Source organism: Paenibacillus sp. LX16, from assembly GCF_036252815.1.
Classification (GTDB): Bacteria; Bacillota; Bacilli; order Paenibacillales; family Paenibacillaceae; genus Paenibacillus; species Paenibacillus polymyxa_B.
Map to the genome: position 1 here is coordinate 3,050,669 of NZ_CP141152.1, position 16,600 is coordinate 3,067,268.

At 44.5% G+C, this 16,600-nt stretch carries 16 protein-coding genes and 1 pseudogene; 10 read left to right on the forward strand and 7 right to left on the reverse strand.

Going from position 1 to position 16,600, the window contains the following annotated elements; genetic code table 11:
• Window positions 1-30: 30 nt before the first annotated feature.
• The 4 genes from T3H97_RS13255 to T3H97_RS13270 form a co-directional block, all read right to left on the reverse strand.
• Window positions 31-1,203, reverse strand: coding sequence for a Gfo/Idh/MocA family protein (locus T3H97_RS13255; RefSeq protein ID WP_328799938.1), 1,173 nt, complete (start codon window positions 1,201-1,203; stop codon window positions 31-33).
• A gap of 52 nt (window positions 1,204-1,255) precedes the next feature.
• Entirely contained in the window at window positions 1,256-2,311 is a 1,056-nt protein-coding gene (locus T3H97_RS13260) for a LacI family DNA-binding transcriptional regulator (RefSeq protein WP_328799939.1), read from the reverse strand.
• 163 nt (window positions 2,312-2,474) lie between these two features.
• A complete protein-coding gene (locus T3H97_RS13265) occupies window positions 2,475-3,332 on the reverse strand; it encodes a GRP family sugar transporter (RefSeq protein WP_328799940.1) in 858 nt (285 codons plus the stop codon).
• Window positions 3,333-3,469: 137 nt separating this feature from the next.
• Entirely contained in the window at window positions 3,470-4,309 is an 840-nt protein-coding gene (locus T3H97_RS13270) for an AraC family transcriptional regulator (RefSeq protein ID WP_328799941.1), read from the reverse strand.
• A 243-nt stretch (window positions 4,310-4,552) separates the two neighbouring features.
• On the opposite strand from T3H97_RS13270, the gene T3H97_RS13275 reads away from it, so the two are divergent.
• Window positions 4,553-6,787: an alpha-galactosidase gene (locus T3H97_RS13275; protein WP_328799942.1), complete on the forward strand. Its 2,235-nt coding sequence runs from the start codon at window positions 4,553-4,555 to the stop codon at window positions 6,785-6,787.
• Between the two features lie 48 nt (window positions 6,788-6,835).
• Window positions 6,836-7,030: pseudogene (locus tag T3H97_RS13280) on the forward strand (helix-turn-helix domain-containing protein); the annotation flags it as partial.
• A 101-nt stretch (window positions 7,031-7,131) separates the two neighbouring features.
• On the opposite strand, the gene T3H97_RS13285 reads toward T3H97_RS13280, so the two are convergent.
• Together T3H97_RS13285 and T3H97_RS13290 are read right to left on the reverse strand one after the other, a co-directional pair.
• Window positions 7,132-8,124, reverse strand: coding sequence for a Gfo/Idh/MocA family protein (locus T3H97_RS13285; protein ID WP_328799943.1), 993 nt, complete (start codon window positions 8,122-8,124; stop codon window positions 7,132-7,134).
• A gap of 1 nt (window position 8,125) precedes the next feature.
• The gene (locus tag T3H97_RS13290; RefSeq protein ID WP_328799944.1) at window positions 8,126-9,145 is read right to left on the reverse strand and encodes a Gfo/Idh/MocA family oxidoreductase; all 1,020 of its coding nucleotides are present in this window, start codon (window positions 9,143-9,145) and stop codon (window positions 8,126-8,128) included.
• A gap of 181 nt (window positions 9,146-9,326) precedes the next feature.
• Between T3H97_RS13290 and T3H97_RS13295 the strand changes: the two genes are divergently transcribed.
• Complete coding sequence (locus T3H97_RS13295; RefSeq protein ID WP_328799945.1) at window positions 9,327-10,193, forward strand: MurR/RpiR family transcriptional regulator; 867 nt, start codon at window positions 9,327-9,329, stop codon at window positions 10,191-10,193.
• Window positions 10,194-10,271: 78 nt separating this feature from the next.
• Here the strand turns inward: T3H97_RS13295 and T3H97_RS13300 are convergent, their stop codons facing one another.
• Window positions 10,272-11,399, reverse strand: coding sequence for an NAD(P)/FAD-dependent oxidoreductase (locus T3H97_RS13300; RefSeq protein WP_328799946.1), 1,128 nt, complete (start codon window positions 11,397-11,399; stop codon window positions 10,272-10,274).
• Between the two features lie 150 nt (window positions 11,400-11,549).
• On the opposite strand from T3H97_RS13300, the gene T3H97_RS13305 reads away from it, so the two are divergent.
• From T3H97_RS13305 to T3H97_RS13330, 7 genes are all read left to right on the forward strand, one after another.
• Window positions 11,550-12,257, forward strand: coding sequence for a lantibiotic protection ABC transporter ATP-binding protein (locus T3H97_RS13305; RefSeq protein ID WP_272638088.1), 708 nt, complete (start codon window positions 11,550-11,552; stop codon window positions 12,255-12,257).
• A gap of 1 nt (window position 12,258) precedes the next feature.
• Entirely contained in the window at window positions 12,259-12,990 is a 732-nt protein-coding gene (locus T3H97_RS13310; protein WP_272638090.1) for a lantibiotic immunity ABC transporter MutE/EpiE family permease subunit, read from the forward strand.
• A gap of 1 nt (window position 12,991) precedes the next feature.
• Complete coding sequence (locus T3H97_RS13315; protein ID WP_328799947.1) at window positions 12,992-13,750, forward strand: lantibiotic immunity ABC transporter MutG family permease subunit; 759 nt, start codon at window positions 12,992-12,994, stop codon at window positions 13,748-13,750.
• 37 nt (window positions 13,751-13,787) lie between these two features.
• Window positions 13,788-14,447: a response regulator transcription factor gene (locus T3H97_RS13320; RefSeq protein ID WP_328799948.1), complete on the forward strand. Its 660-nt coding sequence runs from the start codon at window positions 13,788-13,790 to the stop codon at window positions 14,445-14,447.
• The gene (locus T3H97_RS13325; RefSeq protein WP_328799949.1) at window positions 14,438-15,835 is read left to right on the forward strand and encodes a HAMP domain-containing sensor histidine kinase; all 1,398 of its coding nucleotides are present in this window, start codon (window positions 14,438-14,440) and stop codon (window positions 15,833-15,835) included. Before T3H97_RS13320 ends, T3H97_RS13325 begins: the two co-directional genes overlap by 10 nt.
• 7 nt (window positions 15,836-15,842) lie before the next feature.
• A complete protein-coding gene (locus T3H97_RS26440; RefSeq protein WP_336297630.1) occupies window positions 15,843-16,073 on the forward strand; it encodes a MerR family DNA-binding protein in 231 nt (76 codons plus the stop codon).
• A gap of 111 nt (window positions 16,074-16,184) precedes the next feature.
• Window positions 16,185-16,433: a hypothetical protein gene (locus T3H97_RS13330; protein WP_328799950.1), complete on the forward strand. Its 249-nt coding sequence runs from the start codon at window positions 16,185-16,187 to the stop codon at window positions 16,431-16,433.
• Window positions 16,434-16,600: the final 167 nt, after the last annotated feature.

The window sequence follows — 16,600 nt, forward strand, 5'->3', positions numbered from 1 at the left end:
TCCACTCACCTTTCGGAATGTATTGTTATACTACATTTCTTCAATGGATACCCAGCGGCGTTCCTCTATGGATCGTCCTACCGCTTCAAGCACAGCCTGACAAGCAACACCGTCACGGAAGTTCGGCGACGGTTGTCTTCCTTCAGAGATGGCACTCAACATCTCAAGCATCTCATGGGTGAAGGTGTGTTCGAATCCAATCGTATGTCCTGCAGGCCACCAGGCTTCGGAGTACTTGTGTGCCGGATCGGTGGCGAGTACGCGGCGAAAGCCCTGAACGTCCTCCTCATCCTGTGTGAAATACACTTCCAGTTCGTTCATTCGTTCAAAGTCAAACCGCACACTGCCTAGGCTACCGTTGATCTCGAATGAATTTGTGCTCCGATGTCCGGCAGCAAAACGTGTGGCCTCGAAGCTGCCCAGCGCACCTCCGGCGAAGCGTGCCAGGAACAACGTGGCATCATCGACTGTCACTTCTCCCATCGGAGCATTTGCTTCAGCGCTCCTTTTGGAGCTCAACCCGCTCATCTCCAAAGCCAACGGGCGCTGTTTGATGAATGTCTCGCTCATGCCGATCACTTCATGGAACTCGCCGACCAAGAAGCGAGCGAGATCAATCAGATGAGCGCCAAGATCACCATGAGAGCCAGAACCGGCCACTTCTTTTTGCAGCCGCCATACCAGAGGGAAGGACGGGTCCAAGATCCAGTCTTGAAGGAAGAAGGCACGAAAATGATAAATTTTGCCTAGGCGCCCGCTCTCGACTAGCTGCTTTGCCAGCTGGACAGCCGGAGAAAAACGGTAGTTGAAGCCTACCATATGTCTGACCCCTGCTTCCTCTGCTACCTGCAGCATGTCACGTGAATCCGCCAGCGAGAGCGCAAGTGGCTTCTCACAGAACAGATGCTTGCCATGAAGGGCAGCCTCAACGACAATTTCCTTATGGGCATTACTCGGGGCGTTAATGTCAATGAGATCAATATCGTTACGTTTCACTAGATCACGCCAATCCGTAACACTTTCGGGCCAGCCGTACTGGCGGGCAGCTGCCTGAACCCCCTGCTCGTTGCGTCCACAGATAACGGACATCTCTGGCTGCAGCGGGGCATCTGGGAAGAACATGGGTAGACTACGGTAAGCGTTGCTGTGAGCCTTGCCCATAAATTTGTAGCCAACCATTCCGATACGAAGACGATTAGACATGTCGTGATCCTCCTTATGGGTCTGAGTTTCAACGAATTTTTGACGAATGGTGTTATTGACGAATGGATGACGCCCTGATAATCAGCTCTGTGGACAGGAGTTCTCTTATCGTGTCGCGCCCGGTTAGTTCCAGGGCTGGAATAAGATTCAGAGAATCGGGTATAAGCTTCGAGGCTGCAAGCTCACCCATCTCATAAAAAGGTACGCGGACACTGCTTAGCGGCGGAACAGCCATCTCAGCCGCATCCGAATCGTCATAACCTACAAACGCCGGAAACCGGTCAGCTGTCAGTCCGCGCTCACGGAGACCCTGCATTACCCCGAGGGCCATCCGGTCGTTCGCCGCAAATACAGCATCAATATCATTCAATTTGTCTGCGATTGTAGCTGAGGCTTCGAGCCCGCTTCGACGGCTGTAATTACCTTCCAGAAGCAGATCGTGGTCATATTCAATACCGGCCTCCTGAAGCGCGGTACGGTAACCCTTCAAACGCTCAGTACTGTTGGAATAGATGTCCGGGCCGTTGAGAAAGGCAATCCGCTTGTATCCCTGCTCGATGAGGTGACTTACAGCCGCCCGGCTGCCTTCTACATGGTCTGCATCCACTTCACAGAACGACTGCCCTTCAAAATGGTGATTCATGACGCAGAACGGACGCCCTTCTTCCTGAAGTCTCTTTAGAGCTTCCTCCTCATCGTGGTCATCCCTGGCTCCAAGGATGATACAGGTATCGATCCTTTGCTGGCGGAAAAGACTACTGTAATCAATCCGTTCCCCCGGCTTTCGGAACAATAGAAGCAGATCGAGCCCGCTGTCTCTGGCCTTGTTTCCGATACCGCTCAGCATCTCAGAGAAAAAATAGGCTGAGAACAGGTGGGCCTTCGGGACATAAGGCATAACTACACCAAGATGGCCACTCTTGCTTCGGGCAAAGTTACGGGCCAGCGCACTGGGTACATATCCAAGCTGATTAGCTGCGTCCAGAACCCTTCTCCGCGTATCCTCTTTGATAGGACCTACTGCATTCAATACCCGAGATACCGTCGCTTCAGACACGCCGGAAAGTTCTGCTACTTCCTTGCGCGAAACGATATTACCCACCTCCAAATCATTTTATGTACGCGCGTACATTTTCTCATGCAGCCATACCTCTGTCAATCCCCAAAAAGCGTACCCCGTGGATGGATAAGCTCTTTTCGTTACTAAAAGGACACGGTCTCGTAGTTCCTGCTGGCAAAATAGTCAAATATACAAGATACAAAATGATTCCTTAAGGCTTGAGCATGCTAATCATTCCTACTCCAATCATAAGTACTGTAATTCCCGCAAGTATGCCTATCCATTCCTTTGGACTCTTCTTTTCCTTAAATATTAAAATGCTGCCAACACAAGCAATGGCAATACTCGCTTGAGAGATCGGAAAACTAGCCGCCATGCCGATAAGCCCGTTGGCAATAAATAGTGCTAGATTCGCGATGCTCCAAACTAATCCTGTAGGTAAATTGCGAACCACCAGAAAGAATCGTAGCCGCCTTTTGCCCTTCAGATTCATGACCATGGCTGAGCATAGCATACCGAGCGATTGCGGCAGAATGACGGATAGCCCCGATATATGAAAGAACTGATTAATAACGACATAACTACTTAACGCTAACCCCGAGCAAACCAACATTATGATAATGGGTACCGGCAAAGGCTTGGACAACCCAGCAGACTTGCCCTGATTGCTGGTTAACAGAACCCCTGCCAATATACACAGAAGAGAACCAACGCCTATCCCATATTGGTACCCTGTTATCCATTCACCCAAAATAAGTGCGGCAAATAGCGTCGTCCCTATCAACTGCAGACCACAAATCACAGGAATGGCGATCGATACGCTTACTTTTTGAAAAGCTTGAAACTGAAGCAATTGTCCAGCGGCCCAGAAAATACCAGATATAAAACTTACCACAAAATGAATCGGTGCTAATGAGGTAGGGTGAATGATATACAAGCACAGGGCAAAAAGCACAGCACCAATCACGGTACCTGTCAGCTGTTCTCGGGGACTGGCTTTTGTTATATGTGCCAATATCGGCATAACTCCCCAGCCAACGGCTGGAATAAAAGCAATAATGAAATCCACGCGCGGAATTCTCCTCCCGTAAAAAGTACTCTTCCTACAATCATTAAATACGCCATGCAGGAAAAAATCTACAGTTTTACGATAGCAAAAAAAACCGCTTCTAAATACAAATATTTTTATAGATTAATATAGCAAAATCAAAGAAATTTTTTTCTATACGTACTGGGAGATATGCTCATTACATTTCTAAAAGCTCGCGAAAAGGTCAATTGATCGGTATAGCCGACCGAATTAGATATGACCTGAATCGAATAATCTGTATGTTGCAGCAGTTCGCACGCTTTTTTAATCCTGAGGTCTATCAGATATTGTTTAGGCGTTTCACCAGTCTCAAGTTTGAAAACGGAGGTCAGATAATTCGGATGTAGACCGAGGTACTCCGCTACTTCACTAATCTGGATGCCACTGATGTAGTTTTTCTCAATAAAGTTTATCGCTTGAACCGAATAAGGAAGCTGCTCCTTCACCGACATCGTTTCTCCCAAGTCGTGCACAAGTTTGGCGAGAATATGGAATAAATACCCCTGTATAGCCAACGATGAAGAAAGTGTGTTATCTCCGATCCGCAACATCTCAAGAATCGTGGAATGAAAGAACGTAATATCTTCGATATCGATTACATAAGTGTTCTGGCTCGGAAGTGATATGTTCTGCAGGTAGATGTCGGATTTAATGCCCATAAAGCCGACCCAACAGTACTCCCAAGGCTCGGCTTCATCCGCCTGGTAATAAGCTACTCTTTTGGCCGGAATTAAAAAAGCCTGTCCTTCTCCTATATCGTAATTTTTGTTGTCAATCACCAACCTACCTCGTCCTTTTAGCACAAAATGAACCAGATTAAAATCGCGGGCGATGGGTCCAAAATCCTGATTGGATAAGCAGAGCTCTGTTCCACAATTATATAAAATCAAATCTGAGATATTTTTATGCTCTGAACTGGTATACGTATCAACATATTGAATCATATTCTCGCCCATTGGCATCCTCCCCATTTTCCCAAATAAAGAACCTATGCTGGTTAATTTATCAGTATAGCATAAGTTAAGGATGACAAATATTCAGAAAAGGTTTAGCTCTAAACTATAGTTTTTTGTAAGGTTCTTTGTTTTTCCTATATTCGACTTAAAAAAAGTCATGTATTTTCTATCACTCCCTTTGTTATGCTGATTCAATAATAACGCTTTCAAGTGGTTCGACATATTTTGAAAGGGGCTATGTACATGGCTAGTCTACAAGTTAACCAAAAGGAACGGACATTTCACTTAACGAACAAATACTGCAGTTATCTTTTCCGTGTCATGGAGAACGGGCAATTGGAGCATTTATATTACGGCAAAAAAATAGAGTACTTGGGTCAATATGACCGTTTTATCGAGCGAAGCTACCGTCCCGTGTCTGTCGGTGAGTTTGATAGTGACTTGGTGACATCGTTGGAAAGTATTAAGCAGGAGTTTCCTTCTGTGGGAAGTGGAGACTTTCGAGAGCCAGCAATTGAGATCATACAGGAGGACGGATCTCATATAATGGAATTCACTTATGACCATTACGAGGTAATCACTGGAAAACCTAAAATTCTTCATCTTCCAGCTACGTTTTGTAAGGAAGCACATGAAGCAGAGACACTCCTCATCACGCTGACCGATTCTCTTACAGGAGCGGTGGCCGTGCTTGCTTACACCATCTTCAGCGAACTGCCCGTGATCACGAGATCCGTATCCATAACGAATTCCGGGAATAATCCCCTGAGAGTCAACCGTCTAATGAGCCTGAGTCTTGATCTCCCTGACTCCGAATATGAAATTATTCATTTATCAGGGGCTTGGGGCAGGGAACGTCATGTGGAGCGTACACCATTGAGACCTGGGTTACAGTCGATTGGGAGCACACGAGGAATTAGTGGTCATGTTCACAACCCATTTCTGGCGCTTGCCAAACCCGGATCACAGGAACACCAAGGAGAAGTATTTGCAGTTAATCTCGTTTACAGCGGGAACTTTCTTGCCCAGGCGGAAGTGGACAGCTATTCAACTACCCGATTGATGATCGGCATTCATCCTGACAAATTCTGCTGGACCCTGAAGCCAGGAGAATGTTTTTATTCGCCTGAAGCAGTTCTGGTCTATTCTGAGAGCGGTTTAAATGGCATGAGCCAAGCATACCATTGCCTGTACAATAAACACTTAATTCGCAGTAGTTGGACCGAGCGGGAACGACCTGTATTGATCAATAATTGGGAGGGGACCTATTTTGATTTTACTGAGCAGAAAATAGTTGATATGGCAAAAAAAGCAGGTGAACTGGGGATTGAACTCTTTGTCTTGGATGACGGATGGTTCGGTCGAAGAAACAATGATACATCTTCCCTCGGTGACTGGTTTGAAAATCCTGAAAAGCTACCGAACGGGATCTCGAATTTGGCAAAGAAGATCAATCAGCTCGGGATGAAATTCGGTCTTTGGTTCGAGCCGGAAATGGTTAACTCCGACTCTCATATTATGAGGGAGCATCCAGACTGGGTTGTGGGAACACCCGGCCGTCAACGCAAGCATGGACGCCATCAATATGTTCTTGATTATTCCCAACCGCCTGTTGTAGATTACCTGTTTAAGTTAATGGATGACGTGCTCTCTTCTGCTCGGATCGAATACGTAAAATGGGATATGAATCGCTGTATTTCAGAAGCCTATTCGTTATCTCTGGGCAAGGAAAGACAGGGCGAATTTTTTCACCGCTATGTCTTGGGTGTATATGCTTTATATGAGAAGCTGATTACCGAACACCCTGAGATTTTGTTTGAGTCCTGTGCTTCCGGTGGGGGACGGTTTGATCCAGGGATGCTTTATTATGCTCCGCAAGCATGGACAAGCGACGATAGCGAGGCTATAGAACGTCTGAAGATTCAGTATGGCACTTCCATGGCCTATCCGCTTAGCAGCATGGGCGCTCATGTGTCAAGCATCCCGAACCACCAGGTAGGTAGAACCGCACCGCTGCAAACCAGATCCAATGTCGCCTACTTTGGTATATTCGGTTATGAACTTGACCCATTGGCTTTGTCCGAAGAAGAGTGCAATGTAATCAAAGAACAAATACAAACGTATAAACGTCACCGACGATTAATTACACAGGGAACCTTTTACCGTTTGCTAAGTCCCTTTGAAAAAAATGAGACTGCCTGGATGGTCATTGATGCAGAATGTGAACATGCTCTCGTCGGTTGGTACCAGGTGCTCTCGCGTCCGAATCAAGCTTATTTACGACTAAAGCTAGTCGGGCTGGACGAAATGGCAGTATATTTTGTGGAAGAGCTGGGCCAACGTTTTACCGGCAGCGAGTTAATGAACATTGGACTTATACTAACCCCGCCTCATAAGGCGGGACAGGATTTTAATATTGCGGAGAAATACGATTTCTCATCTCAATTATTTACTTTAACAAAAATGACTTCCTCATGATTGGATTATGACTTGAAGAATTAGATCAAAGACCCGTTCTTCTCTTCAGTAAAACAGCTGAGACTCCAGGAAGCCCGCCGTCTCTTATTAGCTGAATCGGCGGACGCCGCAGACGTCGCCTTCAGGGTCGGATACGAGAGTTCCTCCCATTTCAGCCGCGAATACTCCCGAATGTTTGGGGCTCCTCCAAGAGCGGACATTAAGCGATTGAAGGAGAAATACGACCAGGTCATGAATGACTGAGTATCTGGACCGATCGGTGAAGAAGAAAAAAGGACGGCCTTGGGCCGTCCCAGGCTGTCGAGACTTTCTTGACAGCCTGAGCAGACATATGTCTGCTAGTCTCATAATGGTTTATCAGGGCCAAATACAAGATTGGCGGACTGCTTGGCTTTCTCAATGACATTCATGACCCTCTCGCTGTGTTTAAGCATATCCGAGACTTTTTTTAAATCTTTTTCCTCGATGATACGGTCAAATTCAACGAATTCGTCATACATTCGATGCGAATGATCTTTAAGGTCCACCCGAATTGGCGTTTCCTTATTCGCAGTGTAATCAAAGTAGTCGCATATATTAGCTGAACTTGCCATGTGTATATGGCCCTTATTGCCTTGAATGTTCACGGCATTGGGGGCCGTACTATCTTTTGAACCTATGCAGACACACTTGAAATCACCGTAATCAAGCAGCAGCATACCTGAAGTATCAATTCCACGCTCCATGTTCGCCCAATACTCCACTTTCTTAGGGCTCCCGAAGAATCCAACAACAAAATGAATATTATATAAATTAATATCCATCAAGGCTCCACCAGACATTTCTGGATTAAACGCAGGCTGGATTATCCCCTCTTTGAAGGCTTCATACCGAGATGAGTATTGAGAATAGTTGCATTCAACGATTTTGATCTCACCAAGTTTAGGTAGATACTCCTTCATTGACAAATAATTTTTCAAATATTGATTTGTTATGGCTTCCACCAATACCAGTTTTCTTTCCTGGGCAATTTCTTTTAGCTCAAGAAATTCTTGCAAATTGGAAGTAAACGGCTTCTCACAAATGACATGTTTACCGCTCAATAATGCTTCTTTTGCATATGAATAATGAAGATGATTAGGCAGCCCGATATAAACTGTATCCACTTCACGATTCATCAGCATTTCGCTGTAATCCGAATAAATCTGAGATATTCCATATTTATTTTGTAAATCCAGTAATTTCTCCTGGTGGCTAGGTCTAGAACAAATGCCCTTTAATAAAATGGTCGGGATTTCCTGAATAAAGCTCAATAGATCCCCTACGATCATCCCTGCTCCGACAATTCCCAACTTCATTTTAGTTGCACTCCTCTATACCTTTTTCAAGTATTCCCATACAAATTATCGTTTCTTCGTCTTTAATCACTTTTTCTTTACCAAGTACGATCGACTGATAGATTTCGTCATATACTCGAGCATAGTCTCCCTTTTCAGAAACGACTTTTTCTTCATGATACTCGCCTTTATCATCCAGATATGTTAAGATGCCGTAATGCTCGGGCAGGTCGATGCCAAAATCGGAGTGTCCCTTAGGCAGATAGTATAATTTCAGATGCTCCTCCTGACGATCCTTCGTTTGCTTTATAAAAACGCCTTTTTTGCCGTATACAACAAAACTCGGCCGCTCTTTTAAGCGAAAAAAGCTGGATTTGATGGATACCTTGAGCGAGGGATAATAAAAATCCAGATCAAAGTAATCATTCATTCTCCCAGTACCCAACAATTGACGAACATCATAATGGATTGTGTCCGGCTTTCCAAAATAGGAAAGAACCTGGTCAATGGTATGAACGCCATGTCCATATAGGTAACTGTTATATTTGGAAAAATGAGAAGTGGAGTTCGGGATCTCAGGGCGATAATAATCGTAATGCATCTCCACCTCCAGCAAATTTCCAAGCTTTCCTGATTCAATAACTTTCTGGACAGTGAGGAAATCCGAATCGTAACGTCTATTCTGATAGCATTGTATAACCAGATTTTTCTCTTTAGCATATTGGAAAATCGACACGGCTTCTTCTTTGGTTAACATAAAAGGTTTCTCAACAAGTACATTTTTCCCATGGTCTAGCGCCATTTTCGCATAAGAGTAGTGAGATTCTACAGGTGTACAGATAACAATCAACTGAATCTCCTTATCGTTCATTAAAGATTCTATATTATCTGTATACAGCACATCAGGGATTTTTTTCCACTCCCTTTTATCTGGATTACGGGCGTATATTGTCTTCACTTTCAATTCAGCTCTGTTCAATGAAAAAGGAAGATGATAACGATTCGTGCTTTTCCCATTTCCAATATAACCGATGGTAAGCATATTATTTCCCCTTTAGGCTCTTTTTCATTTATTATAAAAGAAGAACGTTGATCGTAAAGGATTCGCCACCAAAATGGTACATTCAACCGATTATTTGTCAACATGGCGGTTTGTTTTTAAACAAAATGTTTATTTTATATCCTTTATCAAACGTTATTTCAATTGAACCGGAGTGAACCTGTTGAAAATACTGATGCAATTAGCAGAAATGCAAAACTTTACACCAAACGAAAAAAGCATTGCATCCTATATTTTGCTTCATAAGGAAAGTATCCTGCACTTAAATATTCAGGAGCTTGCAAAGGCAACGTATACTTCGCATTCCGCAATTAATCGATTAACACATAAACTTGGGCTATCGGGCTTCAAGGAGTTTATAATCAAACTTGCTCGGGAGTTTCAGCAGAACACCCAGAACATTTCCAATGTAGACCCCAACTATCCCTTCGGTTTTGATGAATCCCCACTTCAAGTGGCAAAAGAAATTGCAGAATTAATGAAAGAAACGATTGAAAAAAACTTTACATTCATGGATGATGATTCATTGTCGCAAACAGCGATGCTGCTGGAACAAGCAAAAAGAATCTTTATATATGCGTTAGGCGATTCACAAATCCGTGCGAAAAGTTTTCAAAATAAATTAGTAAAAATAAACAAGTACGTGGTTATAGCCACGGAGCTGTCTGAATGGGCTTATCATACGGCTAATCTTACGACACAGGACTGCGCTGTGTTTTTAACTTACCACGGAAAGTCGCCGATTTTTTTAAAAGCAGCACGGCATTTCGCACATGAAAATATCCCTTTTATCACAATTACAGCAACCAATCAAAGTGAATTAGCCAAACTCAGTAATATCTGTATCCAGGTGCCTAATGACGAAGTAAAACATGCCAAGATTGGTACATTTTCGTCGCAAATTGCTTTTGACTATGTATTAAATGTGATTTATTCCTGTATCTATAAAATCGACTACTTGAAAAACATGCAAACCCTAACTCAATCGTTGGAGAATTCGCATCTCAATGACATGATGAATGACGTATAGAATGAATATAGCACTAAAACAAAAAGTCGCCAATATGGCGACTTTTTCAGTATATATATTGTTCTCCTCAGTCAAGGATCAACTTTCATCTATTGCTTTTCGAATATCATAATCATTGATATCGATATCTAAATTCATTCCAAGTGCCAACTTTGCCAGCTGTTTTCCAATAAAGGGGCCCATGGTCAACCCGGATGCTCCAAGCCCATTTGCCGCTATAAGACCATCCCAGCCTGGAACAGCTCCGATCACCGGTAGAAAACCGGGTGTAAAAGGACGGAAACCAACTCTTACCTCCTGAAAAGTGCTGTTTGCTAAATCAGGGGCCAATTCTAAACCTTTGTTCAGAATTTCCTGCATCCCACCTGCTGTTACTCTCGTATCGTAACCTTCGATTTCATTTTCGTGAGTCGCCCCTATTACGATCTTCTGTTTATCAAAAGCCAGCAGATATTGATCAGAAGGCGGTATGACTACAGGCCAGGTGCCTGTGTCTTGCCTATTAGAAACCTGCAAATGCATAATTTGTGCTTTTTGATAACTAACCTTAAAATGAATGCCCAAGGGCAACAGTAGTTGATTTGCCCATGCACCTGCACAAACAATGACCTTGTCAGACGAGAAGCTTTTTGCACCGACCACTACTCCCGTTACATGGTCGAACTCATATTGAAGCGTAGCATTTCCATGTATAAGGACCGCCCCGTTTTTTTGTGCTGATCGGATCAACGCATCCCGCAGCGCACGACCATCTATACGGGCGGCACCGCTAATATGAACAGAATGATAACCTTCTACTAATAAAGGAAACCGTTCATGGGTTTCTTTTTTATTTAGCCGGGTAATTTCACCGATTTCCGGTGCATCCGCTTGTCGTAAGTGTGCCCGCTCCTCCATTTTTTTGATTTTCTCCAAATCATCATGAATACTGAGAGCACCCACTTGAGCATAGCCAGTTTCTGTTTCTCCCTCGCTTTTGAGATCTTCAACCAACCCAGGATAAAAACGTGCGCCTGCCTTTGCCAGCTGGTACCAAGCCTGATTACGTCGCTGGGATAGCCAGGGACAGATAATGCCAGCAGCGGCATCAGTAGCCTGTCCTTTATCTTTACGATCTACAATAATGACATTAGCACCCATTTTTGCTAGATGGTATGCTGTCGATGCCCCCAGAATTCCTGATCCAATTACGATGACCTTCTTCATGATTACATCCCTTTCCTAAATCACTGTATCCATTATAGCGAATAGTGCATGAATGCATAAAGTTTGAAACATTAATATTTCAATCCTTATAAAGTTCTTAGAATTGATCTGTAAAGTAGTTATCAGAACGAATGAAAAGGATGAAATGATATGGATAACATTATTTTACAGACTAAAAATCTCTGCAAAACCTTCGGACGACAACAGGCGGTGAACAACGTCACATTATCTATTCAGGAGAATTCCGTGTACGGGCTGCTTGGCCCAAATGGGGCAGGAAAATCAACTACCTTAAAAATGTTAACCGGTATGCTACGACCGACAGCTGGTGAGATTTTGTTTCAAGGAAAATCCTGGTCCCGAAAAGATCTCGCCCAGATCGGAGCACTGATCGAATCCCCTCCACTCTATGAGAATTTGACAGCTAGAGAGAACCTCAAAGTTCGTACAACGTTGCTGGGATTGCCTAATTCGCGGATTGATGATGTGCTGAACATTGTTGATTTGACCCATACCGGGAAAAAGCGCTCGGGCCAGTTCTCGATGGGTATGAAACAGCGGCTGGGCATTGCCATTGCGCTCCTCAATCATCCCAAGCTGTTGATCTTAGATGAGCCAACCAACGGACTAGACCCCATTGGTATTCAGGAGCAACGCGAGTTGATTCGCTCCTTCCCGAAGCAAGGAATTACCGTAATTCTTTCCAGTCATATTTTATCCGAAGTCGAACAAATCGTTGACCATGTCGGTATCATTGCCGGCGGCGTATTAGCTTATCAAGAGGCGGTCACTCCAGGGCAAAACCTGGAATCGTTGTTCATGCAGATTGCACAGGAATACCGAAAGGGAGGTGAGTAGGATGCAGCAATACATAGCAGCCGAACATCTAAAATTAAAGCGCACCTTCACAAAAAAGTTGGTCTGGCTTGCCCCTATTGTCACTCTTCTTCTGTGTACCGTACTCATGGGGGGACGTATGCTCCAAAGCGCCAGCTACAATTGGTGGTATTTCATGCTGCTGCCAGGTGCGCTCACCTTAATGTGCTCAGGAGTGATCCAAAAGGATGGCAAGAAGCTCAAATATCGAGCTGTCCTCGGAGTGTCTGAAGATCTAGCTCGGGTATGGTACGGTAAGATCGGGGTTTGCGTAAGACTCTTAATGGTTTCTTTTATTGTCCTATTTATAGGGATAACTCTTGGCGGATTCGTATTCTCAACTTCCGTGACACTAGCAGGAAGCGTTACTGCAACTTTAATCCTCTTCATTACCTTTTTGTGGCAAGTTCCACTTTGCCTGTTCCTGACGGACCGAATAGGCATGTTTGCCACTCTAATTATCAACATGCTGGGGAATGTAGCCTGCACCGTCTTATTCGCTACGTCTTCTGTATGGTGGGCGGTACCCTATGCTATTCCAGCGCGATTGATGTGCGCCGTCATTAAGGTGCTGCCTAATGGGCTTGCTGTTCCTTCAGGAGACCCACTTTTGGATCGAGGCGTAATTGTGCCTGGCCTAGTGATCACAGTTTGTCTATTCATAATTCTGTCCGTACTGACGGCCATGTCTTTCCGCAAGCGGGAGGCTAAGTAAGATGATATCTTTCTTCCGCAATCTGAAATCCGATGTGCTTAAACTTAGAAGACAGCCCTTATTGCTGGTGCAGCTGCTTGTGCCGCTCTTGGGCATAGCAATCTTTCTAGCCTATTATTCCTTTACTCCGTATTCACCGATTTCAAAAGTGGACGGCTATTTGCAAATTCTGGCTGTGGCTCTTCCTACCATGATTGGTGTTGTCTGCTCCATTGCTGTTGAGCAGGAATCAGTCGCTGGGAATTACCAGCAGCTCTTGATCTCGCCAGTGAAGCTGCTACCTTTCCTGAGCAAGCTCACCCTGCTTCTGATCTTGGGATTTGGCAGTGTGCTGCTTGCCTCCGGTGGCTTTGGGGCTGGCTATATATATCTTATGAGAGAGTCACCGTATGGCTTGAAGTTTTATGTGTTGGCTGCCTGCATTCTGTTTATGTCCAGTGTATTCCTTTATATTCTGCATTTTTTCATTAGTTTGCGATTTGGCAAAGGAGCTTCCATCGGTCTAGGCATCATGGAGAGCCTATTGTCCGCTTTGCTTCTTACAGGGCTGGGTGATCATAATTGGATATTCATCCCCTCTGCTTGGGCTGCCCGGTTCATCACGATCTGGGCGCAATACAGCGCAAGCTCAGTAGACGCTATTCCTGAAGCTATACAGCTTGATTCGGGAATCAGATATTGCCTAGTGGGGACTTTAGCGATCATGGTATTATTAGGTTTATGGATTTGTCGTTGGGAAGGACACAATTCGTCGGAATAAAGACTAGAGTAAAGAAAGCAAGGGAAGTGAATTAAGCATGGCAAACTTGTTGGCCGTTGATGATGAACCCGCCGTTTTGGCACTCCTTCAAAATATTTTGCAGAAAGATGGCCATGTTGTCACGGTGGTCTCCGACTCCCCACAGGTTCTCACCATGCAGCTTGGAGCCTTTGACCTCATCCTGCTTGACGTGATGATGCCTACCATGGACGGGTTCACACTCTGTCGGGAAATTCGCAGCAAGGTAGACTGTCCGATCCTGTTCCTCACCGCAAAATCCATGGAGAACGATGTGATGTTGGGGCTTGGGGAAGGGGCCGACGATTATATTGTCAAGCCGTTTGGTGCTGGAGAGTTGCGCGCAAGAATCAAAGCCCATCTCAGACGCGAGAATCGTGAACGGCGTAATGTATTCTGCATTGGGGAAGTGCATTTCAATCTGTCCGGCAAGGAAATCACCGTTCAGAATGTTGTAGTCCCGTTTACCAAAAGCGAATATGAGATATGTAAGTTTCTAGCCCTGAACTGGGGACAGGTGTTTCCTAAAGAGCAGATTTACGAAGCTGTCTTCGGCTTGGATGGGGACAGCGATTCCGCCACCATCGTGGAGCATATTAAGAATATCCGAATCAAGCTTGACAAAGTAGAGGTTTCGCCAGTGGAGACGGTTTGGGGGATCGGGTACCGATGGAAGTAACCAAAGTACAGCAAGCACGCAAGACTACCAAACTGCGAACCATTTTCCTGGGTTATTTAGTTATGTTCTGCACCGGGACGATTGCGCTCGCGCTGTTCCTGGTCCTTATCTTCTATGTCCTGATGTCTTGTGGGACTATTCTCCCCGCGAACTATGCTGAGAATCAGGTGCGGGAGGACAAGACAATCATTGAAGCGGGCAAGACCCTACAGCCGGATTCTCGGCAGAAACTGTATAAATACGCATCATTCACTTCGGAAGGCCGCCTCATTGAGCGAAACCTTTCTGAAAAGCAGGCTCAAGCTGCTTGGAGTGTTACGCAGCAGAACGATACTGCTTATCAATTTCCCTATAACTATGTAAAAGTCTCACATAATGATAAAGTTACTGTGATGCGTTATTCTGTCTCGGCTCAGTTTGAACTTCCTATCCTGCGTCAATATTTGCCGAACGCGGAATTATCCTTTTTTGCCGTGTTCTGCATCGCCTTTCTCGGAGGAGGTGTCTTACTGGCTTCCTCCTTCGGACGAAAGCTGACACACAAAATGAGTGGATTGCAGCAGGCAACAAAGCAAATTCAAGCGCAGGATCTGGACTTCTCAATTCAGCTCAGTGGCGTGATGGAGATCGATCAGGTGCTACATTCCATGGATAAAATGAAAGAAACGTTAAAGACTTCGCTTCAGAAACAGTGGAATCTCGAAAAATCCCGCCGCGAGCAAATATCCGCTCTAGCACACGATGTCAAAACACCACTTACTATCGTTCGTGGAAACGTAGAGCTGCTGTCCGAGACCGATCAGTCCGATGAGCAAAAGAACTATACGGATTATATAGCAGAAAGCACCAGGCAGATGGAGCAGTATATTAAGACTCTCATTGACATTTCAAAAGCCGAAACACTAGTCACCCTACGGGCGGAAACGATGGATGCTGACTTCTATTTAACGAAAGTGAAAGATCAGATAATGGCCTTGGCTGCTGTCAAAAAAATATCTGTAGCATCTGCTGCATATAACCTCCCTAAGACGCTGTATGCAGACCCAGTTCTACTTGAGCGCGCCATTATGAATGTTGCTTCTAATGCGGTAGATCAGGCGCCTGAGTATAGCGAGATCCAGCTGATCGTAGAGTCTGTGGAAGACGGCATTCAGTTCAGCATCTTAGACGAAGGCTCGGGCTTCTCTCCAGAAGGTCTCAAACAGGCCGCCGAGCAGTTTTATATGGGTGACTCGTCCAGAAGATTAAGCGGACATTACGGGATGGGCCTGTATATAACAAAATCCATTGTCAACCTACATGGCGGAAAGCTGATTATTGCCAACTCCACCCAGACAGGCGGCGGACAGGTAAGTATTAAAATTCCACTCAGGTCATTACCGATATGATCGTCAAATTTTAAAAAAAGCCGGAATGTCGCTGAAGGAGTTAAAACCTATTATCCAGCTTCAATTAGATGAGAACAACATTTCAAATATTGAATGGTACGATAGGCTTTACGATTACCAAAAAAAGATAGATCAGCAGCTGCAAGAACTTCAGGAAATTAAGGATATGCTTGAATTGAAACTGCGAACCGGGCAAAAATTTGGTCATAACTTTTTGCCACTTAAGACCCAAACTTAATCTATTTTAAAACTGGATTGTTCTGCTTGACCTAGTGTTTACACCAGGTTGTAAGATGTGCATTAGAGTCCCTCCAAGGATTCCACATCATACAAAAGGGAGTTTATAAACATGAACAATACAATAACAATAGGAAAAACAGGATTAAAAGCATTTAAACTTGGTTTTGGAGCAGGTGTGGTAGGTAATTCAATGATGTATCCAAAAGTCGATGATACTCTAAGCCGACAATTAATTAGAACTGCCCTTATTTCTCGCGAATTTGGAACGCGTGGATCGATTCAAAGCATTCGCGAAAGACAAGGGTGCAGATCCTGCACAGATTGCGCTAGCTTAGCTATTAACGCGTCAAGCCGTTGATCTAATTATTCCAGGTGCAACCAAGCCTGATCAAATCGAGTCCAATTTTCAAACTCTGGGTGTTCGACTTATAAGTGACGAGCTTAAGCAACTCGATATTCTTTTCAACCAAGATAACTTGTTTTCAGAGTAACAGATTGTCATTGTTCTACATACACTTCCTAATG